Genomic DNA, 21,797 nt, shown 5'->3' with positions numbered 1-21,797 from the left:
TTGCGGCCGATTTGGAAGCCCGACCTCGTGTCGGGCTTTTTTTTGCCTGCGCGGCGGTGTGCCGGCGCGCCGGTGCGTCATGCGGCCTTGTCGGCTCGCGTCCTGCCGCCTGCGGCCGGCCGCGCGTTCTTCTTCAGGTGCGCGCGGTTGTAGTCGATCGCCGCGCGAACGAGACGCTTCAGCGCCCGCTTGTCGAGCTTGTCGCCTTCGAGGAAATCGATCGCACGCCGCGCATTGCCTTCAAGGCCCGCATTGAACAGCCGGTCGGGATCGGGCAGGTGCGCGCCATGCATGAACGTGAGCTTCACCTTGCCCTTGTGCGCGTTCGCGACCGCGATCATCCCGTCGCACGACCACACCGGGCTGCCCATCCATTTCCATTCCTCGACGATGCCTTCGTCGGCGGCAAGGATCGTCTCGCGCAGATCCGCGAACGTCTTGCCGCGCCAGTCGGCGATGCCGGCAATCAGCGCGTCGATGCGGGCCGACGGTTCCAGGTCAGAGGCGCTCATGCACGGCCCTCCTCGTCGTCATCGGGGCGCGCGAGCACCTGCTCGAGCGACGCGAAGAACTGCGTCCAGCCGTGCTGCGCACCGCGGTATGCCTGCTCCTGATCCGCGCGGAAACCGGCCTGCTCCATCCGCAACAGCGTGCCGACCGGCGTCGGCGTGAGCGTCCAGGTGACGACGCTTTCCAGGCCGTACGCGGCCCACGTGTAGGACAGCACGCGCTGCGGCTCGATCGTCAGCAACGTGCAGTCGACCGAACCCCAGTCCGCGCGGAAGCTGAACGCGCGGCCCGCGACGGGCTCGAAATCGCTCTGCATCAGCCATGCCTCGATCAGATGCGGTTGCGTGAGCGCACGCCAGACCTTCTCCGGCGGATGCGACAGTTCCCGTTCGACGACGACGGTGCGTGTTTCAGTGGTGGCCTGGTTCATGACTGATCCATCCTCTTGAGCAGATCTTCGAGCGCGTCGAACCGGTTCTGCCAGAAGCCTGCCATCTGGCTGGTCCAGTCGATCAACGGAGTCAGCGCTTGCGGCTGCGCGCTGTAGTGCGTCTGCCGGCCTTCGTGGCGGTCGCTCACGAGCCCGGCCTGCTTCAGTACCCCCAGATGCTTCGATACCGCCGGCTGCGTCACGCCTGCGTGCGCCGTCAGCGCGGCAACCGTCAGCTCGCCCTCCTCGCACAGCCGCTCGAAGAGCGCGCGGCGGGTCGGATCGGCGAGCGTCCTGAACAGCATGTCGGGAACGTTTTGCATGGCTTGATTCATAACCCGATAGTTATGGATTCAAGAATATCTCGGGATCGACGCACGTCAAGGAGCGATTTCGCAGGAAGCATCAGGCGATCCTGCAGCGGGGCCGTTCGCCGGAACGGACGGAATGGCGGCGAATCGGCTTGCGAAGAACATCACGCGCGCGTCGAGGCAGCGCCACCGTCCGATTCGAGCGTTTCCTCTAATCCGCTCGCCGGACGCTCCAACCGAAAGCACGCTGCAAGACTCGCCACCACGCCGTTCCACAGTTCGGGAAACGCGCGCGATCGACGGGTTCCGTTTTTGTGCATTCGCGCATTCGTACGTCGTCGCGCCGGCCGCGCGGCAACGCCTGACCACATATTGCAACGCGCAATGCGTTCACGCGCGATCGAAAGCGCCATTCGCACACGGCCCTTCGCTCTGCAATCGCGCACATTCCGCTGCCACGACGAACGAGTCGTGCGCGCAAACGCCAGCGACCGGTGCGCGGCACGTGGCGAACCGGTTCCCTTTGCCGCGGGCCGCTGCCGCATGCATGAACGACGCATCGCCGGCACGCGAGCACGCCGATGTCAGAACTGACAGCTATGGAAACTGGCAGCTACCTGAACGGCACCGACGCCCTACGCTCGTCACCGCTCGCGGCCCCACAAGGGCCGGGGCTTCCAGCAACGTCGTCTCTCCTAAAAAGGACTCCCGATGAAAAGGAACGCCTGGTTTGCCCTTCCCCTTCCGTCGCCGCGCCGCCTCGCGTGCGCGTGGCCGCTCGTGCTCGCCGCCGGCGCGGCACATGCGGCGACGGACTGGGTCGACACCCACACGAAGGCCTTTCTGACCGGCCCGCAATTGATGGCGCGCAGCGCCGCACCTTCGCTCGAACTCGCGGCCGGCGAAACGGCCGACATCGTCGTCAGCCTGAAGCTGCGCAACGCCGCGCAGCTCAAGCAGCTCGCGCACGACGTGAACCGGCCCGGCAACGCGCATTACCGCCAGTACCTGACGCACGAACAGTTCCTCGCCAGCTACGCGCCCACCGACGCGCAAGTGAAATCGGTCGTCGACTATCTGCGCAAGAGCGGCTTCGTGAATATCGAGGTCGCGCCGAACCGGCTGCTGGTGTCCGCGCGCGGCACGGCCGGCACGGTGAAGACCGCGTTCAACACGTCGCTCGTGCACTTCGAGTACGCGGGCCGCTCGGGCTTCGCGAACGCGTCGACCGCGCAGGTGCCGCGCGCGCTCGGAGACGTCGTCGGCTCGGTGCTCGGGCTGCAGAACGTCGCGCGCGCACGGCCGATGCTGCGCATCGGCAACGTCGCGAAGCCGCAGGCGCTCGCGGCCGGCACGGCCACCGGCCACTATCCGAAGGAATTCCCGGGCCTCTACAACGCGACCGGCGTGCCGACCGCGGCAGGCGTGAGCGTCGGCATCGTCACGATCGGCGGCGTGTCGCAGACGCTGCAGGACCTGAAGCAGTTCACGTCGAGCAACGGCTACGGCACGGTCGCGACCCAGACCGTGAAGACCAACGGCACCGGCACGACCGGCAGCTACAGCGACGACCAGGACGGCCAGGGTGAATGGGATCTCGACAGCCAGTCGATCGTCGGCTCGGCCGGCGGCCAGGTCGGCAAGCTCGTGTTCTACATGGCGGACCTGAACGCCGCCGGCAACACGGGGCTCACGCAGGCGTTCAACCGCGCGGTGTCGGACAACACCGCGAAGGTGATCAACGTGTCGCTCGGCTGGTGCGAGACCGACGCGAACGCGGACGGCACGATCGACGCCGAAGAGCAGATCTTCACGACGGCTGCCGCGCAGGGTCAGACGTTCTCGGTGTCGTCGGGCGACGAAGGCGTGTACGAGTGCAACAACCGCGGCTATCCGGACGGCGCGAACTACACGGTGTCGTGGCCGGCCGCGTCGCCGCACGTGCTCGCGATCGGCGGCACGACGCTGTACACCACGTCGGCGGGTGCGTTCTCGAACGAAACGGTGTGGAACGAAGGCCTCGACGGCAACGGCAAGCTGTGGGCGACGGGCGGCGGCGTCAGCACGGTGCTGCCGGCGCCGGCGTGGCAATCGGGCAGCAATCGTCAGTTGCCCGACGTATCGTTCGATGCCGCGCAAAGCACGGGCGCGTACATCTACAACTACGGCCAGTTGCAGCAGATCGGCGGCACGAGCCTCGCCGCGCCGATCTTCACCGGCTTCTGGGCGCGTCTGCTCGCGGCGAACGGCACCGGCCTCGGTTTCCCGGCCGCGAAGTTCTATGCGGACATCCCGTCGAATCCGTCGCTCGTGCGCTATGACGTCGTGTCAGGGAACAACGGCTATCAGGGGTATGGCTACAGAGCAGGCACCGGCTGGGATCTGACGACCGGCTTCGGCAGCCTGAACATCGCGAACCTCAACAAGCTGATCCAGACGGGCGGCTTCTGAGCCCGACGCGAAGGCCGGCGCGCGGCGGTCGTTCGCCGCGCACCGGCCGGGAAAGATTCGGGCAGCGGGCGGGCGCGGAGCCCTACTCCGTCGCCTGCTCGTTCGTCGCTGTCGTCGCTGTCGTCGCGACCGAGGCGACCGAGGCGACCGAGGCGACCGACGCAACCGGCGCGCCGGCCCGGTGCGATGGCGCGAAGAGCCGCAGCCCGCTCGCCACGCTCGCCGCCCCGGCAAAACCCGCCCCGAGCATCAGCGCGAGCGTCGGCCCGTGACGCCCCGCGATCCCGAACGACAGCGCGACGAGCGCCGCGCCGGTCGCCTGCCCGATCAGCCGCGCGGTCGCGATGATCCCGCTCGCACCGCCGCTGCGCTCGGGCGGCGCGCTCGACATCAGCGCCTTCAGGTTCGGCGACTGGAAGAAGCCGAAGCCCGCGCCGCACAGCATCATCCGCCAGCCGATGTCGACGACGCTCGGCGCTGCCGGCAATGCGGCGAGCGACACCATCCCCGCGCTGAGCAACGCGAGCCCGATCGCACCGAGCAATCCGGGCGGATAACGGTCGGACAAGCGGCCCGCGATCGGCGCGGCGAGCGCGACGATCGCCGACCACGGCGTCATCAGGAACCCGGTCTCGACCGCGTCGCGATGCAGGACGGTTTCGAAGTAGAACGGCAGCGACACGAACGCGAGCCCCTGCGCGGCAAACGCGCACACGGCCGTCAGCGCGGACAGCGTGAACACGGGTCGGCGAAACAGGTCGACCGGCAGCATCGGCGCCGGATGCCCGGCCTGGCGGCGGATCAGCAGCCAGCCGAACGCGAGCGCGACCGCGGCGGCCGCGAACACGACGGACAGCGGCCCGCGCTGCGCGAATTCGCCGAGCGCGAAGATCAGCGACGCGAACGTGATCACGTTGAACAGCGCGGCGAGCGGATCGAACGCGTGCTTGCCGCGCGCCGTCTGCGGCAGCGACGGAATCGCCACGGCAAGCGCGAGCACGCCGAGCGGCACGTTCACCGCGAACAGCCACGGCCATGCGGCCAGCGACAGGATCAGCGACGCGATCGTCGGCCCCACCGCGAACGACACGCCGACGACGAGCGCGTTGAAGCCGACGCCGCGCCCGAGCCGGTGCGCGGGAAACAGGTTGCGGATCAGCGCGACGTTCACACTCATGATCGCGCTCGCGCCGAAGCCCTGCACGATCCGCGCCGCCGTCAGCTGCGGCAGCGTCGCCGCGAGCGAGCAGCCGAGCGACGCGAGCGTGAACACCGCAAGGCCGCCGACATACACGCGCTTGTGGCCGACGATGTCGCCGAGCGACGCGAACGGCAGCAGCGTCGCGACCATCGCGAGCTGGTACGCGTTGATGATCCACACCGACGCGGCCGGCGACGCGTGCAGGTCGGCGGCGATCGCGGGCAGCGCGGTGTTCGCGATCGCGGTGTCGAGCGTCGCGAGCGCGACGGCCAGCAGCACGGCGGACATCGCGCGCCAGTTGACGGCCGGCTCCCGGGTGCCGGCGGGGGATGCGAATTCGGACAAGATGAGGCTCGGCTGACTGACGAGCGACGCGCGGCGTCGCGGATTGAGCGGCGCGGCAACGGGCGCTCCGTGCGTGCGACGGCAACGGAACGCGCGGCACCACGAGCCGTATTGTTGCAGAGCCGCATCGAACGTGCAGGCAACCGCTTCGTCAGTCAGCGAAACGAAAGCTTCGCCGCGCCGGGTCAGGCGCGCGGCTTCGTTGCGAACGCAACGATCGCCGGCCCGGCAGCCGGCTCAACGTCACGCATCCGGCCGCCGTTACGACACCGCGCGCCGCGCGTTGCGGCCGCGCAGCCATTCGAGCGCGAGCAGCAGGCTCGTCGAGAAGATGATCAGGATCGTCGCGAGCGCGGCGATCGTCGGGCTGATGTTCTCGCGAATGCCGGTAAACATCTGGCGCGGCAGCGTCGTCTGGTCCGCGCCCGCGAGGAACAGCGTGACGACGACTTCGTCGAACGACGTCGCGAACGCGAACAGCGCGCCCGACATCACGCCCGGCGCGATCACCGGCAGCGTCACGCGGAAGAACGTCGTGACGGGGTTCGCGCCGAGCGACAGGCTCGCGCGCACCAGGTTCTGGTTGAAGCCCTGCAGCGTCGCGGCCACGGTCGTCACGACGAACGGCACGCCGAGCGCCGCGTGCGCGGCGATCAGGCCGGTGTAGGTGTTCGCGAGCCCGAGCGGCGCGAAGAACAGGTACATGCCGACGCCGACCACGACGACCGGCACGATCATCGGCGACAGCAGCACGGCCATCAGCAGCCCCTTGCCGCGGAAGTCCGCCTTCGTGAGGCCGATCGCGGCGAGCGTGCCGAGCACGGTCGCGACGACGGTCGCCGACGGCGCGACGATGAAGCTGTTCTTCGCGGCCATCCGCCACTCGTCGGATGCGATCAGGTTCTCGTACCAGCGCGTCGAGAAGCCCGGAATCGGATAGACGAGGAACGTGCTCGACGAAAACGACAGCGGCACGATCGCGAGCACCGGCAGGATCAGGTACAGCAGCGTCAGCACGACGAGCACGCGCAATGCGACGTACCACGCGCGCTCGGCGAACGACATGTGCGGCGCGAACAGCGGCCTGGCGAGTTTCATGGTCGGCTTCCCCTTCCCGTTTTCCTGTCCCCGGCGCTCAGCCGAGGCTCACGTTGGTGCGCGTGAAGCGCCCGTACACCGCATACAGCACCAGCGTCGCCGCGAGCAGCAGCCCGCCGAGCGCGCACGCCATGCCCCAGTTGATCGTCACGTTGGTGAAGTACGCGACGTAGTAGCTGACCATCTGGTCGTTCGGCCCGCCGAGCAGCGCGGGCGTGATGTAGTAGCCGATCGCGAGGATGAACACGAGCAGCGCGCCCGCGCCGACGCCCGGATAGGTCTGCGGCACGTACACGCGCCAGAACGCGGCGAACGGATGGCTGCCGAGCGACACGGCCGCGCGCTGGTAGGTCGGCGGGATCGACTTCATCACGCTGTACAGCGGCAGGATCATGAACGGCAGCAGGATGTGCGTCATCGAGATGTACACGCCGACGCGATTGAACAGCAGCGTCAGCGGATGCGAGATCAGCCCGGCGCCGATCAGCGCGGTGTTGATCAGCCCCTCGCTCTGCAGCAGCACGATCCATGCGGCGACGCGCACCAGCACCGAGGTCCAGAACGGAATCAGCACGAGGATCATCACGAGGTTCGCGCGGCGCTCGGACAGCGTCGAGATCCAGTACGCGAGCGGATAACCGAGCAGCAGCGCGAACAGCGTGACCGCGACGCCGATCACGAACGTGCGGCCGAAAATCGCCAGATAGATCGACTGGTCGGGATCGGCCCGCACGATCTGGCCGAAGCCGTCCTGCTTGTGGTCGAGCGCGGCGAGCAGGTAGAACGGCGACACCTGGCTGCCGTTCTTCGCGATCGCCTGCCAGTACGCGGGTTCGCCCCAGCGCGAATCGAGGTCGATCAGCTTCGCGCGGGTCTGCGCGGGTGTCAGCGCCGCGGTGCTCGCGCCCTCCTCGCCCTTCAGCGGCATCGCGCGCGCCGTCTTCGCGACGAGCGAGCGGTAGCCGGGAATCTCGGTGTTCAGGCGCCGCGCGAGCGCGCCCATCGCCTCGCTGTCGGCGACCTTCGTCATGTCGGCCGCGAGTGCGGCATACGCGGTATCGGCCGGCGGTGTCTTGCGGTCCCAGCCCGACAGCGCGGCCACCGTGTTCGGCAGCGCGGTCGCGATCTCCGGGTTCTGCACCGCGCGCGTGAGCAGCGTGCCGATCGGCACGACGAAGATGAGCAGCAGGAAGATCGCGAGCGGCGCGATCAGCAGCAACGCCATCGTGCGCTTGCGGGCCTCGGCGGCCTTCAGCTCGCGCTTGAGCGCGGCTGTCGACGGCGAGGAAGGAGCGATCGTCATCGTGTTCAACGGTTCTCTCCGGCCGGGCTCGATCCGGCGGAATGCCGCGCGACGCGTTCGACGCGCCGCGCGGCAGGTTGCATCAGGACACCTGAGTAGCGGTTACTTCGTCGCCCACGCGGCGAAGCGCTGCTCGAGCTCGTCGCTGTGGTCGGTCCAGAAGCCGATGTCCTCCAGCACCGCGTTCTTGCCGTTGGCCGGCGAGTTCGGCAGGTTCGCGAGCGTCTTCGCGTCGAGCGACTTGATCGCCGCGACGTTCGCGGGGCCGTACGCGATGTGATGCGCATACTCTTGCTGCGGCTTCGGCGTCAGCGTGTACGCGATGTACTGTTCGGCCAGCGCCTTGTTCGGGGAGCCCTTCGGAATCGCCCAGTAGTCGAGGTCGTAGATGCTGCCGTTCCACACGACCTTCAGGTTCTTGCCTTCCTTCTGCGCGGCGTCGATGCGGCCGTTGTACGCGGTCGACATCACGACGTCGCCGGCCACGAGGAACTGCGGCGGCTGCGCGCCCGCTTCCCACCACTGGATGTACGGCTTCAGTTCATCGAGCTTCTTGAACGCGCGATCCTGGCCGGCCTTCGTGCCGAGCACCTTGTATACGTCCTTCGTCGAGACGCCGTCGGCCATCAGCGCGAACTCGAGGTTGTAGCGCGCGCCCTTGCGCATCCCGCGTTTGCCGGGGAATTTCTTCACGTTCCAGAAATCGGCCCAGCCGGTCGGCGCGGTCTTCAGCTTGTCGGCGTTGTACGAGAGCGCGGTCGACCACACGAAGAAACCGACGCCGCACACCTGCGGCGATTCCGGAATCAGGTCGGACTTCTTCGCGATCTTCGACCAGTCGAGCTTCTCGTACAGCCCTTCGTCGCAGCCGCGGTTCAGGTCGCCCGACTCGACTTCGACCACGTCCCAGTTGACGTGCTTCGCCTCGACCATCGCCTTCACTTTCGCCTGCTCGCCGTTGTACTCGACGGCCGTGACCTTGTTGCCGGTTGCCTTCTCGAACGGCTGGTTGAATGCGGCCTTCTGTGCGTCGCCGTTCGCGCCGCCGAAGTTGACGACCGTGAGTTCGGCCGCCGTGGCCGATGCGCCGACGACGGCGAGCGCCAGTGCGAGCGCGGTGCGACGCGCGGTAGTGCTTGCTCCGTTCATGATGGTTCCTCTCCTCTCGTGGTGGAAGTGGGCAGTTGTTGTTGACGACGTGCAGCGATAAAGCGGGAAAACCCTGTGTCAGGCGAACACGCGCAGGTGCTCGGGCGCGAATGCGAGCGATACCGGCGCGCCGGGCGAGAACGCGTCGAGCGCGCCCGTGCCGAGCGGCACCTTCACGAAGCATTCGTCCTGGCCCGGCAGCGCGCAGCGCATGCGCACGTGATCGCCGAAATAGATGAGGCTGCGCGCCTCGCCGGTGACGCGGTTGGCGGTGCTGCCGTTCATGTGCCCGTTCGCGAGGCTCATGCGTTCGGGGCGGATGCACGCGACGGCCGGCGCGCCTTCGGCCGCGTCGCCGATGCGGCGCCCGACGAGCTGCGTGCCGTCGTCCAGCCGGAATTCGCAGAATTCGCCGTCGACGCGCGCGATGGTGCCGCGCAGCCGGTTGCTGTCGCCGATGAAGTTCGCGACGAATTCGTTGCACGGCGATTCGTACAGGCGGTCGACGGTATCGAGCTGCTGCACGATGCCCTTGTCGAACACGGCGACGCGATCGGACATCGTCAGCGCCTCGCCCTGGTCGTGCGTCACGTACACGAAGGTCACGCCGAGCTTCTCGTGCAGCGCCTTCAGTTCGTACTGCATGTGTTCGCGCAACTGCTTGTCGAGCGCGCCGAGCGGCTCGTCCATCAGCACCAGCTTCGGCTCGAACACGAGGGCACGCGCGAGCGCGATGCGCTGCTGCTGGCCGCCCGACAACTGCGCCGGATAGCGCTTCGCGAAACGCTCCATCTGCACCATCTTCAGCGCATGCGCGACGCGCTCCGCGCGCTCGGCGGCCGCGAGCTTGCGCACCGTCAGCGGATACGCGACGTTCTGCTCGACCGTCAGGTGCGGAAACAGCGCGTAGTTCTGGAACACCATGCCGATGTTGCGCTTGTGCGGCGGCACGGTATTCAGCAGTTCCCCGTCGAGGCGGATCTCGCCGCCCGTCGGGAACTCGAAGCCCGCCAGCATCATCAGGCAGGTGGTCTTGCCCGAGCCGGACGGCCCGAGCAGCGTCAGGAATTCCCCTCGGTGGATATCGAGGTCGAGCGATTTGACGACCAGCGTCTCGCCGTCGTAGGTCTTCCGCACGCCGCGAAAGCTGACGATCACATCATCGGACTTCATCGTGGCTGTCCCCTTGCTGCGCGACAAACGTTTTTGAGATGCGAGCCACTATACGGCGCGCACGGTTCTATACTAGGGAACCATTTCAATATTCCTAGTAGGACCACTTTGGATACCGTGATCCTGGGCGACTGGCTCTCGGCCCGTCTCGACCGCGGCTCGTCCGAGCCGATGTACCGGCAACTGCTGCAACTGATGCAGCAGGCCATTCTCACCGGAGAATTAGGGCCAGGCACAAAGCTGCCGAGTTCGCGCACGCTCGCGGCAGACCTGTCGATCGCGCGCAATACCGTGCTGCACGTGTACGACCAGCTGACGGCCGAAGGCTATGTGCTGACGACGACCGGCAGCGGCACCTACGTGGCCGACACGCGGCCGGACGCGGCCGCGATCCGCGTGCCGGGCGCCGCCGCACCGCCGCCGTCCGATGCCGATGCGGCGCTGCAGCAGGACGCACAAGGCGGCCTGTCGATGCGCGGCCGGCAGCTGATCGAGCACGCGGGCGTGTCGCGGCGCCAGTGGGGCGCGTTCATGCCGGGCGTGCCGGATGTGTCGGAATTCCCGAGCCGCACCTGGAGCCGCCTGCAGGCGCGCCTGTGGAAGGAAGCGAATCCCGAATTGCTGACCTATGCGCCGGGCGGCGGCTACCGGCCGCTGCGCCGCGCGCTCGCCGACTACCTGCGCGTCGCGCGCTCGGTCAAATGCACGCCGGACCAGGTGATCATCACGACCGGCATCCACCAGTCGATCGACCTCGCGGTGCGGCTGCTGTCCGACATCGGCGATCGCGCGTGGGTCGAGGAGCCGTGCTACTGGGGCGTGCGCAGCGTGCTGCAGGCGACCGGCCTCGCGCTCACGCCGGTGCCGGTCGACCAGGAAGGCCTCGATCCGAGCGCGGGCGACATGCAGCATCCGCCGCGGCTCGTGCTTGTCACGCCGTCGCATCAGTATCCGCTCGGGATGGTGATGAGCCTCGCGCGCCGCCGGATGCTGCTCGAGTACGCACGCCAGCACCGCTGCTGGATCATCGAGGACGACTACGACAGCGAATTCCGCTACGGCAGCCGCCCGCTCGCGTCGCTGCAGGGGCTCGACGACGGCGGCCGCGTGATCTACGTCGGCAGCCTCGGCAAGATGCTGTTCCCGGGCCTGCGGATGGGCTACATGGTCGTGCCGGAGCATCTGGTCGACACGTTCCGCACCGGGCTGTCGGAGCTGTATCGCGAGGGCCAGTTGATGCAGCAGGCCGTGCTGGCCGAGTTCATCATGGACGGGCACCTCACTTCGCACGTCAGGCGGATGCGCACGCTGTACGGCGAGCGCCGGCAGTTGCTGATCGATGCGATCCATGCGCGCTTCGGCGACGCGTTGCCCGTGATGGGCGACGAGGCGGGACTCCATCTGGTGCTCGGCCTGCCCGACACGTGCGACGATCGCGCGGTCACGCAAAGCGCGTTCGACGCGGGCGTGATCGTGCGCCCGCTGACCAGCTACTACAGCAGCCTGGACACTGCGCGGCGCGGGCTGCTGCTCGGCTACGCGTGCGTCGCGCACGAACGCATCGGCCCCGCGTTCGACACGCTCGCGGCCACCATCGAACAGCATCTGCCGCGGCGCTTCACGCGCGCGGCATGAGCGCGTGCGCGATTGCGCGCATTACTGCGCGGCAGCCGCGCCGCGGTCGAGCGACGCCGCGCGCAGCGCTTCGCCGGGCTTCGTGAACATGCGCTGACGCAGCGCGGCGATCTGCGCGTCGCGATCCTGCGGCGACAATCCGGCCGCGCCGATCTGCGCACGCTGCGCCGCATAGTCGGCGTAGCGGCTCTGCCACGACGCGTCCTCCTGCTGCATCTGCGCGACGCGCGCGGCGGCTTCCGGGCCGAGTGTCTGCGTCAGTTGCGCGCGCATCGCATCGGGCGTCGCCCCGCTCTTCCGTAATTGCGCGATCTGGTCGAGCGCGGCTTGCTGCCGGTCGGCCTTCTGCCGTGCCGCGCGTTCGTCGGCCGGCATCTGCTGCGCGAGCGCCGCGAGCCGCTCCGCCTTTTGCGCCTCCGTCAGCGCAGGGTCCTGCGTAATCTTCAGCCGCGCGAGATCGTAGCGCTGCCGCCACTGCTCGGTGCCGAAGAACGGCTGGCTCCAGTCGCCGAGCGTCCGATACGCGATCGACGCGCGCTGGTCGAGCGCGAGTTGCAGCGCGCCGAGATCGGACTTGTCGACCGCACCCGCCTCCGGCAGCTTCGCGAGCGCGTCGAGATACGCGCGGTATCGATGCCAGACATCGAGCGCCTCGGATTGCGCGACCGTGCCGTCGAGCTGGGCGGCGATCTCGCGCACGACGAGCGCATCGAGCGCGGCCGCGCTCAAGTCGCTCCGCGCGGTCAGGCAGTAGTCGAAGAAATCGCGCACCGCGCGCGACTTCGCGAGGCGGCCGCCGGTGTCGAGCGGCAGCCGCGGCGCACTGGAGCCGGCGAGCGGCGGCGGCAGGCCAGCGCTCGCCGGCAATGCGGGCTGCGACGGCGCGGCGTTCACGCCGCCGAGGGCTGCGGCATCCGCCGACGCATGCGTCGCGTCGGCACCGCGATGCGATGCCGTGCCGCTACAGATCGCGACGCCGGCGATCGCCGCCAACCCCACTGCGCCGTAGACCACAACGCGCCGCGCGAGCGGCGCGCGTCCTTCGCGTGTCGTCATCGATCACACGCCCGCGAGCTGCAGCCGGTTCGCATGCGTGCGGATCACCGCGACCGGATCTTCCGCATACGCACCGCGCACGCCGAGCAACTGGTTGATCTCGTCGAGATGGTTCCACTTGTAGCTCGTGCCGAGCACCTTCCCGTATAGCGCGCTGCACTTCGACACGAGCCCGTCATTCTGGCCTGAGCCGCGATTGATCATCACCGTGCCGGTGCCGAACAATGCGAGTGTCGACAGGTCGAGCGCATTTGCCGGATCGATCACCGGGATCGTGCTGGTATCCGTCGCGCCCGTGACGCCGAAGGCGGAAACGGTCGGCTGGACCGCCGTGCCGGCCCACGAATACAGCAGGTGCGTATTGCCGCCGACGGTCTCCGTCGGCGCGCCCGTCTGGCAACTGCCGGGCGCGCCGAGGCCGGCACTCGGGTAATTCCGGTTGTACGCGGCGGCCTGGGCGGTCGTCAGCGTCTTCAGTGCGGCGAGCGCGTCCTGGTTCGTGTTGTTGCTGCTGCTCGTCAGGATGCCGAACACATTGACGAACGCGGCGATCACCGACGACGACAATCCGGTCGGATCGTAGGCGAGCACGCCCTGCACGAAATCGGCGAACTCCGAGCCGCGATGCGGCGTGCCGATCGTCGTGACCGACGCGACGAGATCGGGCGCGACGGCCGCGACATAGCGCGACGTGAGGCCGCCCTGGCTGTGACCGACCAGGTTCACCTTGGTCGCGCCGGTCGCGGCAAGCACCGTCTTCACGTAAGCGAGCAGCTGTTCGCCGCGCCCGTTCGGCCCGTCGTCGCTCTGGAACCCCGACAGGTTCGCGACGTAGACGGTCGCGCCGTGCTGCTGCAGGTCCTCCTGGATGCCGTACCAGTACTCGAGCACGCCCGCGTACTTGTCGGTGCCGGTGAGCCCGTGCACGAGGATGATCGGGTAACGCGTCGCCGCGTAATTGTCCGCCGGCGCGGTTGCCGCCATCGCCGCGTGCGTCGTCGCGAGCGTCATCACCGCGGTCGTCCCCGCGAACGGCGCGACGCTCATCGCGCATGCCACTGCCCCTGCCACCATCCTGGAACGCATCGATCTGGCCATGCATGTTCTCCTGATTATTGTGCTGCCGGTGCGAATGAGATCGGATCGACGCGCACGGCACGTCGCGAACGGTCGCGGGTACCGTGTGCATCGAATGCGGGAGTGAATCACGAGTCGCGAACGTTTGCGCCCTGACTAGATACGGTTCTCTAATCGGTTGACGCGCCCCGCCCGTTCGGGCGGGGGTTGCAACCACGCGCACGCATGCTGCATCGCACACGCGCGCCGCACGTCACAGTTTCGCGCTCAGGCGCACCCATGCCGTGCGCCCCGGCTCCATTACCGGCGCGTTCGCCGGATAGCCGAAGCCCGCGTTGCCGGCGAGGTTCAGGTGCTCGGTGTAGGCCTTGTCCAGCACGTTGTCGACGCCGATCGAGATCTGCACCTTCTTGCTGACGTTGTACTGCGCATGCAGCGACAGCACGCCGAAGCCGGCGCTCGGGCCGAAGTCCTTGCCGACCACGTTGCCTTCGTTCACCGCATAGCGATGCTGCGGCGCAACGACCCGCCACAGCCCGCCGGCCGACCATGCGCCGCGCGTGTACTCGAGCCCGAAGCGCGCCTCGAGCGGCGGCATCTGCGGCAGCGGATCGCCGCTCGTCGCGTTGCGCCCCCACGCATACGCGAGCGACGTCTCGACGCGCAGCGGCGCGACCGGCCGCCACGACACGCCGGCTTCGCCGCCCATGATCTGCGCGTTGACGTTGGTTGCCTGCGTGGTCGTTCCCATCATCCCGGCCGCGTAGTTGAACAGGATGTAGTCCTGTACATATCCCGCGTAGGCCGACACCCATGCATCGAACCGGTCGCTCTTGTACTGCGCGCCGATGTCGAGCTGCGTGGTCTTCTCCGGCTGCACCGCCGAGAACGCGTTGATCGAGCCGGCGGGCCCGCGCTTCGCGGAGAACAGCTCCCAGTAGTCGGGATAGCGTTGCGCATGGCCGATCCCCGCGTACCACGTGACCGGCAGCGACGCGAGATCGCGCTCGTAACGCACGAATCCGCTCGGCAGCACGCGCGCGCGATCGTCGTCGAAAGTCGGATTCGGCTTGCTCGCCATCATCCCGCTCGTCGTCGCACGCTTGTCGCGCGCGCTCGCGTAGTCGACCCGCGCGCCGCCGATCACGCGCGACGCATCGCTCGCATACCACGTCAGCTCGCCGAACGCACCGGCGTTCCACATCGTCGCCTGCGCATCCCACGGCTGGTCGCCGTAGTTCTGCCGCCCCATCGCCGAGCGCGCGTCGAGCCGGTTCGACTGCGCGTCGACGCCGGTCACGAGCTTGAAGTCGTCACCGAAACGGAAGGTCGCCGCCGCCCGCGCGCCGAGCGTGCGGCGCCGCACCTCGGATGCCATTCGCATCGGCATGCTGCTGGTCGGGTCGGGCTGCCGCAACGTATAGTTGTCCATCACGTGGTCGGCTTCGTTGTAGTACACGCGCGCCTCGATCCGGTCGAGCACGTCGCCGAGATGCCGCTTGTCGAACGACAGGCCGAACGTCTCGCGGCGGAAATGCGCGCCGTCCATCCCGCGCCCGGCGTAGCGCGCATAGCCGTCGCCGGTGCCCGCCGTCAGTTCGACGCGCGTGTGATCGTCGGGTGTCCAGCCGAGCGCCGCGTCGGCGTTCCACTTGTCCCATTGCGACGGCACGGTATTGCCGTTGCCGTCGTCGTAGTCCTGCGCATGCGCGTGATTCGCGGTCACGCGGCCGTAGACGTCCGGCGTGCCGGCCGTCACGTCGACGTTCTGGTCGTTGCGGCCGAACGAGCCGCCGACCACGCTGCCGTCGAACCGCATGCCGGGACGCTCGAAACGCGGCGTCACGCGTTCGAACAGCACGGTGCCGGCCGAGGCGCCGGGGCCGTACAGCACGGTCTGCGGGCCCTTCACGACCGTGACCTTGTCATAGCTTTCCGGCGCGATATACGAGGTCGGCGCGTCCATCCGGTTCGGGCAGGCGCCGAGCGTCGGCATCCCGTTCGCGAGAATGTTCAGCCGCGAACCGAACATCCCGCGCAGCACGGGGTCGCCGTTCGTCCCGCCGCTGCGGATCGACGTGAAGCCGGGAATCGTCTTCAGGTAGTCCGCGCCGTCGCTCGCCGGCAGCGGCTGGCGCGGCGTCTTCGGATCCGTGACGACGACGAGCGGCGTCGTCAACGGCGACGCAACGACTTCGACGGGCGGCAGCAGCGTGGCCGCGTCGTCCGTCGGCGCCCCGGACGCACGTGCGGATTCGGTCGCGGCCGCCGCCGCGGTCATCGCGCCGACGGCGAGCGCGGGAACGGTGAGTTTCAGCATGCGCGGCACGCGCCGCACACGGGAATGGCGCGACGCCCTCGGCGCGCGCAAGGAAAGCATGGTCATGATCGAAAGCCCGAGTGACGCCCTCCACGCGGCCTCGACGGACCGCACGGATATCGGCGATGAAAGAAACGGAAGGCAGCGCGTCAGGCGCGCTCGGGCGGTGCGCGTGGATATGCGCGCGGGTAGCGGTCGGCGCGCGCCGCGACGGCATGCGGCGCGGCGGCGGAAACGGCATGAGCGGGGACGAAGGCGAACGATACGGCGGCCGCGCCGCCGATCGCTGGACTGTGCGCGAAGAAGCCGCAGTAGCCGCACGCATCGAGATGCCGCGCGTGATCGTGCGCGTGGCCTGCATCGGGCGCACGGTGCGCACCATGCTCTGCACTACAGACGATTGCGTCGGGAGTCGTCGCCTGCGCGATGCGCCACTGCGACACCAGCGGCGCCGCGATCGCGAGCCAGATCGCGAACACGCCGAGCCAGGCGGTCAGGTGACGATGTCGGTGCAGCATGCGCGGCGATGCGTAAGCGGAACGTAAAAACAGCCGAGATGTTACAGAATGTTCGCCGCGATGGCCAGCCGCGCATCGGGGTAAACGGATCGGGGGCGCATGGTTGCGTCAACAACCATGCGCCCCCGGATGCTGCGCGGCTTCAGCGCGCGGCGATCACGGCGCCATGCGTCGCAGCACGTCGTCGCGCCGGATGAAGTGGTGGTAAAGCGCGGCCAGCGCATGCAGGCCGATCACGAAGTAGAACGCGTTGCCGATCAGTTCGTGCGCTTCCTTGATCGTCGGCCGCAGCGCCTTGTCGGGGCCGAACAGCGTGAACGACACGCCGATCCAGTCGAGCGACACGGGCTTGCCGCCCATGTTGACGAGCATGATGCCGAGCAGCGGCTGCGCGATGATGAAGACATACAGCGCGACATGGGCGAGCATCGACAGCCACTTGAGCAGCGTCGCCTGCGGAATCGGCTCCGGGACGCGGCTGACCATCCGCCACAGCACGCGCAGCACGGACAGCACGAGCACGAACGTGCCTGCCAGCAAGTGCACGTTCATCCAGAACACGCGGCTGTCGCTGCCTTTCGGTCCGCGAATCTCGATGGCCAGGTAGGCGAGTGCCACCAGCAGGAAGATGACCCAGTGGAAGAAAATTGCGGGCGCGCTGTAGCGCGTCTGTTTCGCGAGGATGTTTTTCATGCGTTGTCTCGTGTTTCTCGTGTGGTATGCGGGGGAGGCCCGTGCCGGGCTGGCCGGGGCCCGGCGGCTGCCCCGATTGTAGCCTCGCGCGTGGCCGGCGTTGTGCGACCGGGTCAAATATCCGACGAATCCGCGCGGCCCGTTACACGGTGCCGCCATATGGAAAATCCGCATCGCGCGTGTGCGCGGCTGTGGCACGATGAAGCTTTGGTGCGACGTTGCGCGGGCATCATGAGCAAAGCGATCTTCGTTGCGGCCTACCGGCTGATCGCCGCGTTGCTCGCGGTGTCCACCACGCTGCACAGCGTCGCCGGCAACTGGGGCTTGCCGGCCTTCCATCTCGGCAACTACCTCAGCTACTTCACCCAACTGAGCAGCCTGTATGCAGCGGCCATGCTGGTCGCGGGGCTGTCGCGCATCACGCGTCCCGGTTCGGCCCGCTACGAATCGATGCGCGGCGCCGCCGTGCTCTACGTGCTGATCACCGCGATCGTCTACGAACTGCTGCTCGCACGGCTCGATGCGCTGCGCCACGTCACGCCGGCCCTCAACAACTGGGTCCTGCACCGGATCGTGCCGCTCGTGGTGCTGTGCGACTGGCTGTACGTGGAGCCGCGCTCGCCGATCCCGTGGCGCAGCGCGGTCGCGTGGCTCGGCTTTCCGGTGATCTATCTCGGCTATACGCTCGTGCGCGGCGCGCTGGAGAACTGGTATCCCTATCCGTTCGTCGATCCGCGGCCGCACGGCTACCTGCCGGTCGCGATCCAGTGCTCGCTGATCGCGCTCGGCGCGGCAGGGCTCGCGCTAGGCATCCGCTGGCTCGGCAATCATGCGAGGCAGTCCGACGCCACGGCGCTCGAGGAAGGGTGAAGGCGGGAGCGTGTGCGCCGCACGGCGCACACGTCGTGAAGCGGCGTGTCAGCCGCCGTTGCGCGGCAGGAAGTTCATCGGGTCGACGACCTTGCCGTTCTGCCGGACTTCGAACTCGAACGTCGCGCGGCCGCTCGCGTCGGTGCCCATCTCGGCGACCGGCTGGCCCGCGCGCACCGCGTCGCCTTCGTTGACGAGCAGCCTGCCATTGTGCCCGTAGGCCGTAATGAGCCCGTTGTCGTGCTTCAGGATCACGAGCGGGCCATACGCCTTGACGCCGGAGCCGGCGTACACCACCCGCCCGTTGGCCGCGGCCCGCACCGAACGGTCGGGCCCCGACGCGGCGATCACGATGCCGCGCGTCTTGCCGGCCGAGAACGGCGTCGCGACGATACCCGTGGCCGGCCATGCCAGCGAGCCGGGCTGCGCGGCCGCCGCGGACGGCTGCCCGAGCGACGTCGCGGCTGGCGGCGGCGCGACGCGCAGCACCTGGCCGGGATACACGGCGTCATTCGGCGACATGTGGTTCCAGCCGGCCAGGTCCTGCACGCGCTGCCCGTAGGCGGCGGCGATGCCGGCGAGCGTATCGCCCGGATTCACGCGGTAATAGCCGGCGATCACGCCCGGCGTGGCGACCGACGCCGGCGTCGACTGCCGCACCGGCTGCCAGCTGTCGGTCCACGGCGTCATCGTACAGCCCGTCAGCGCGGCGGCCGCGGCGACGAACGCCGCCTGCGGCAACCAGCGCGTGAGCGCATCGTGGATCGGAATCGTTTTTCTCAAGGGTCCTCCCGGATTTGCGTCGTTGCGCCGCCCACCGCCCTCCGGCGTGCGACGCACGATGTCCGGCCGAACGGCCGGACCAACCAGTATCCGACCGCTCTCGCGGCCGTCAGTTTCCACCGCGGGACGTCGACGCGAAAAGGCTCACCGGCCCCTTCTTCGCGCCATCTTTGTGTCGTCCCGATCGGCAAAGATACCATTTGTCGCGGTCAGGACCGCGGCAGACGCCCCGGCCGGCAACAATCTTGCGGCGCCACGAACGGGGGCCGGCGGGCGGCAGGCCGCGCCGCGCGGGTCATCCCGCGGACTTCCGGCCGGCCGTCCCGCGGCGGGCAGCCGTATCGCGCCCATGAGCGCCGCCCCGCTGCCGGCCGCCTCCTATACTCGGAGGAGCACCGCACGTTCCAGCGATAACGAGGAGAAAACCATGAACAATGCGACGTTTCTGTCCGTGCAGCTCAACGCCGAGGATTTCGCCGGTTCCAGCGGCCTCGTCGAACTGCTCAACCGGCACCTGCTGTTCGCGACGGACGTCGCCGAAGCCGCGGACGCCCTCGTCCAGCTGGCGAGCGTCGCGCACCTGAGCGGCGCTACCCGGCACAGCGTCGAGTTGCCGGTACTCGCGATCGAGCGGCTGCGCGACGCGCTCGACACGCTGAGCGGCTACGACGAAGCATGGCTGCAGGCGCTGGAACCGGGCGACGCGCTGTTCCGGGACATCGGCCGCGGCCCGCGGCCGCTGCACTGACGCGGCGGGCGCAGCCAATGAAAACAGCCCGTCGTTCCGTGATTCGGAACGACGGGCTGCGTGTACTGCGCGGGGGGCAGATCAGGCCGCCCATGCGGCCGGCGATCGATGACGATCAACGACCCTTGTAGACCGGTGCACCGTCCGACACGCGCTTGACCTGCCAGCCGGTCTTGGCAGCGGCCGGAGCGCCCGATTCTTGCTGGGCGGCCGGTTGCGCACCGTAGCCGCTCGTATCGGCAGCGGCGACGTTCTGTTGCGGGTTCACGCGGGCTTCAGCTGCCTGGATGCTTGCCGGGTAGTCGGTACGGTCGCTGCCCAGCTTGTAGCCGGCCTGTTGCAGCTGGGCCAGTTCGGCCTTCACCTGCGCACGGGTGACGGGGGCGTTCTGTTGGGCGAACGAGACGGCGGGAACGGCGAGGACGGCAGCTGCAGCGAACGTTGCGATCAGCGATTTCATGATTACCTCCGGGATTTTTTTGCTCCGCCGCACACACCATGTCTGCAGCGATGGAACAAAGTTTAGCCCCGAGATCACCTAGGGAAAACCATGAAAGAGCGAAAACACTGTTTCCTCGGAACCAACAATTGCGGGATCCGGGAACGAAAAACCCTACTCAAAGAATAGAATTTCGCAACAATACCGTCCTCGCCTGCCGGTTACGACCAGTTCGCGTGGAAACTGCCCGGCTTGTCGGTACGCTCGAACGTGTGGGCGCCGAAGAAGTCGCGCTGCGCCTGCACAAGGTTCGCCGGCAGCCGCTCGGAACGGTAGCTGTCGAAGTACGCGACCGCCGACGCGAACGCCGGCACCGGCACGCCTGCCTTCACCGCGGCCACCACCACGTCGCGCAGCGACGCCTGGTAATTCGCGGCGATGTCCTTGAAGTACGGGTCGAGCAGCAGGTTCGCGAGCGCCGGATCCTTCGCGTACGCGTCCGTGATCTTCTGCAGGAAACGCGCGCGGATGATGCAGCCCGCGCGGAAGATCTTCGCGATCGTCCCGAGATCGAGGTTCCAGCCGTACTCTTCGGATGCCGTGCGCAGTTGCGCGAAGCCCTGCGCGTACGAGATCACCTTGCTCAGGTACAGCGCGCGGCGCACGGCTTCGACGAACGCGGCACGATCGCCGTCGAACGGCGCGGCGGCCGGGCCCGACAGGATTTTGCTGGCCGCGACGCGCTCGGTCTTCAGCGACGACAGCACGCGCGCGAACACCGACTCGGTGATCAGCGGCAGCGGCACGCCCAGGTCCAGCGCGTTCTGGCTGGTCCACTTGCCGGTGCCCTTCTGCGCGGCGCGATCGAGGATCACGTCGACGAGGTGCTTGCCGGTTTCTTCGTCCTTCTTGCCGAAGATCTTCGACGTGATCTCGATCAGGTAGCTGTCGAGTTCGCCCTGGTTCCACTCGGTGTAGACCGCGCCGAGTTCGTCGTTGGTCAGGCCCGCGACGTCCTTCAGCACCGCATAGCTCTCGGCGATCAGCTGCATGTCGCCGTACTCGATGCCGTTGTGGACCATCTTCACGTAGTGGCCCGCGCCGTCCGGCCCCATGTACGCCACGCACGGCTCGCCGTCCGACGGCGCCTTCGCGGCGATCTGCTTGAGGATCGGCTCGACCAGGTCGTACGCGTCGCGCTGGCCGCCGGGCATGATCGACGGGCCGCGCAGCGCGCCCTCTTCGCCGCCCGACACGCCGGTGCCGATGAAATGCAGGCCCGATTGCGCGAGCTCCTGGTTGCGGCGGATCGTGTCCGTGAAGTGCGTATTGCCGCCGTCGATCAGCACGTCGCCCTTCTCGAGCAGCGGCTTGAGCGATGCGATCGTCGCATCGGTCGCTTCGCCCGCCTTCACCATCATCAGGATCCGGCGCGGCGTCTCGAGCGACGCGACGAACTCCTCGAGCGTATAGGTCGGCACCAGATTGCGGCCGGGGAATTCGGCGATCAGTTCGTCGGTTTTCTCGCGGCTGCGGTTGTACACCGACACCGCGTAACCGCGGCTCTCGATATTGAGTGCGAGATTGCGGCCCATCACCGCCAGCCCGATCACACCGATTGCTTGTTTGCCCATTAGTCAATTCTCCGGAAAAAACGGGGCGCGACCCGAGCCGGGCCGCGCGCACA

General features: G+C 68.1%; 20 protein-coding genes. 4 read left to right on the top strand and 16 right to left on the bottom strand.

Going from position 1 to position 21,797, the window contains the following annotated elements; translation table 11 throughout:
• Positions 1-77 precede the first annotated feature (77 nt).
• From U4012_RS16520 to U4012_RS16510, 3 genes are read right to left on the bottom strand one after another with little or no spacing between them, the layout of a single operon-like run.
• Positions 78-512, bottom strand: coding sequence for a DUF1801 domain-containing protein (locus U4012_RS16520; protein ID WP_321799983.1), 435 nt, complete (start codon positions 510-512; stop codon positions 78-80).
• Positions 509-940 carry an SRPBCC family protein gene (locus tag U4012_RS16515; protein WP_124892012.1) on the bottom strand — a complete coding sequence of 144 codons (432 nt, stop codon included), beginning with the start codon at positions 938-940 and terminating at the stop codon, positions 509-511. The genes U4012_RS16520 and U4012_RS16515 overlap by 4 nt, the downstream gene beginning before the upstream one ends.
• Positions 937-1,263 (bottom strand): ArsR/SmtB family transcription factor, encoded by a 327-nt coding sequence (locus tag U4012_RS16510; RefSeq protein ID WP_044845308.1) that lies wholly within the window; start codon positions 1,261-1,263, stop codon positions 937-939. The genes U4012_RS16515 and U4012_RS16510 overlap by 4 nt, the downstream gene beginning before the upstream one ends.
• A 699-nt stretch (positions 1,264-1,962) precedes the next feature.
• Here U4012_RS16510 and U4012_RS16505 point away from each other — a divergent pair.
• Entirely contained in the window at positions 1,963-3,702 is a 1,740-nt protein-coding gene (locus tag U4012_RS16505) for a S53 family serine peptidase (RefSeq protein WP_321799980.1), read from the top strand.
• Positions 3,703-3,784: 82 nt separating this feature from the next.
• On the opposite strand, the gene U4012_RS16500 is transcribed toward U4012_RS16505, so the two are convergent.
• The 5 genes from U4012_RS16500 to U4012_RS16480 all read right to left on the bottom strand — a co-directional run bounded on the left by U4012_RS16500 (position 3,785) and on the right by U4012_RS16480 (position 9,971).
• On the bottom strand, positions 3,785-5,248 hold the full coding sequence (locus U4012_RS16500) for an MFS transporter (RefSeq protein ID WP_321799978.1): 1,464 nt from the start codon (positions 5,246-5,248) through the stop codon (positions 3,785-3,787).
• Between the two features lie 261 nt (positions 5,249-5,509).
• Positions 5,510-6,346 (bottom strand): ABC transporter permease, encoded by an 837-nt coding sequence (locus U4012_RS16495; RefSeq protein WP_044845306.1) that lies wholly within the window; start codon positions 6,344-6,346, stop codon positions 5,510-5,512.
• A gap of 37 nt (positions 6,347-6,383) precedes the next feature.
• Positions 6,384-7,658: an ABC transporter permease gene (locus U4012_RS16490; protein WP_321799975.1), complete on the bottom strand. Its 1,275-nt coding sequence runs from the start codon at positions 7,656-7,658 to the stop codon at positions 6,384-6,386.
• Between the two features lie 93 nt (positions 7,659-7,751).
• A complete protein-coding gene (locus tag U4012_RS16485; protein ID WP_044845304.1) occupies positions 7,752-8,798 on the bottom strand; it encodes an ABC transporter substrate-binding protein in 1,047 nt (348 codons plus the stop codon).
• Between the two features lie 78 nt (positions 8,799-8,876).
• Positions 8,877-9,971, bottom strand: a complete 1,095-nt coding sequence (locus U4012_RS16480) for an ABC transporter ATP-binding protein (protein ID WP_044845303.1) — start codon at positions 9,969-9,971, stop codon at positions 8,877-8,879.
• 108 nt (positions 9,972-10,079) lie between these two features.
• Between U4012_RS16480 and U4012_RS16475 the strand changes: the two genes are divergently transcribed.
• Positions 10,080-11,606, top strand: coding sequence for a PLP-dependent aminotransferase family protein (locus U4012_RS16475; protein WP_124521332.1), 1,527 nt, complete (start codon positions 10,080-10,082; stop codon positions 11,604-11,606).
• A gap of 21 nt (positions 11,607-11,627) precedes the next feature.
• Here U4012_RS16475 and U4012_RS16470 read toward each other — a convergent pair whose 3' ends face one another.
• The 5 genes from U4012_RS16470 to U4012_RS16450 all read right to left on the bottom strand — a co-directional run bounded on the left by U4012_RS16470 (position 11,628) and on the right by U4012_RS16450 (position 17,270).
• Positions 11,628-12,662 (bottom strand): lipase secretion chaperone, encoded by a 1,035-nt coding sequence (locus tag U4012_RS16470; protein WP_321799970.1) that lies wholly within the window; start codon positions 12,660-12,662, stop codon positions 11,628-11,630.
• 3 nt (positions 12,663-12,665) lie between these two features.
• On the bottom strand, positions 12,666-13,760 hold the full coding sequence (locus U4012_RS16465; protein WP_321799967.1) for a triacylglycerol lipase: 1,095 nt from the start codon (positions 13,758-13,760) through the stop codon (positions 12,666-12,668).
• A gap of 232 nt (positions 13,761-13,992) precedes the next feature.
• Positions 13,993-16,125, bottom strand: coding sequence for a TonB-dependent copper receptor (locus U4012_RS16460; RefSeq protein WP_321799965.1), 2,133 nt, complete (start codon positions 16,123-16,125; stop codon positions 13,993-13,995).
• Positions 16,126-16,208: 83 nt separating this feature from the next.
• Positions 16,209-16,577: a DUF2946 domain-containing protein gene (locus U4012_RS16455; protein ID WP_321799963.1), complete on the bottom strand. Its 369-nt coding sequence runs from the start codon at positions 16,575-16,577 to the stop codon at positions 16,209-16,211.
• A 156-nt stretch (positions 16,578-16,733) separates the two neighbouring features.
• Positions 16,734-17,270, bottom strand: a complete 537-nt coding sequence (locus U4012_RS16450; RefSeq protein ID WP_044845297.1) for a cytochrome b — start codon at positions 17,268-17,270, stop codon at positions 16,734-16,736.
• A 231-nt stretch (positions 17,271-17,501) separates the two neighbouring features.
• On the opposite strand from U4012_RS16450, the gene U4012_RS16445 reads away from it, so the two are divergent.
• A complete protein-coding gene (locus tag U4012_RS16445) occupies positions 17,502-18,140 on the top strand; it encodes a Pr6Pr family membrane protein (RefSeq protein WP_321799960.1) in 639 nt (212 codons plus the stop codon).
• 48 nt (positions 18,141-18,188) lie between these two features.
• On the opposite strand, the gene U4012_RS16440 is transcribed toward U4012_RS16445, so the two are convergent.
• Positions 18,189-18,923 carry a peptidoglycan DD-metalloendopeptidase family protein gene (locus U4012_RS16440; RefSeq protein WP_044845296.1) on the bottom strand — a complete coding sequence of 245 codons (735 nt, stop codon included), beginning with the start codon at positions 18,921-18,923 and terminating at the stop codon, positions 18,189-18,191.
• Between the two features lie 427 nt (positions 18,924-19,350).
• Here U4012_RS16440 and U4012_RS16435 point away from each other — a divergent pair, with 427 nt between their 5' ends.
• Positions 19,351-19,671 carry a hypothetical protein gene (locus U4012_RS16435; protein WP_044845295.1) on the top strand — a complete coding sequence of 107 codons (321 nt, stop codon included), beginning with the start codon at positions 19,351-19,353 and terminating at the stop codon, positions 19,669-19,671.
• A 115-nt stretch (positions 19,672-19,786) separates the two neighbouring features.
• Here U4012_RS16435 and U4012_RS16430 read toward each other — a convergent pair whose 3' ends face one another.
• The gene (locus U4012_RS16430; protein ID WP_044845294.1) at positions 19,787-20,131 is read right to left on the bottom strand and encodes a DUF4148 domain-containing protein; all 345 of its coding nucleotides are present in this window, start codon (positions 20,129-20,131) and stop codon (positions 19,787-19,789) included.
• Between the two features lie 200 nt (positions 20,132-20,331).
• On the bottom strand, positions 20,332-21,744 hold the full coding sequence (gene gndA / locus U4012_RS16425; RefSeq protein ID WP_044845293.1) for an NADP-dependent phosphogluconate dehydrogenase: 1,413 nt from the start codon (positions 21,742-21,744) through the stop codon (positions 20,332-20,334).
• Positions 21,745-21,797: the final 53 nt, after the last annotated feature.

Origin of the sequence: Burkholderia sp. BCC1988 (assembly GCF_905339895.1) — a bacterium.
In the GTDB taxonomy this organism is placed as follows: Bacteria; Pseudomonadota; Gammaproteobacteria; order Burkholderiales; family Burkholderiaceae; genus Burkholderia.
This window is presented reverse-complemented; position numbering and strand designations above follow the sequence as displayed.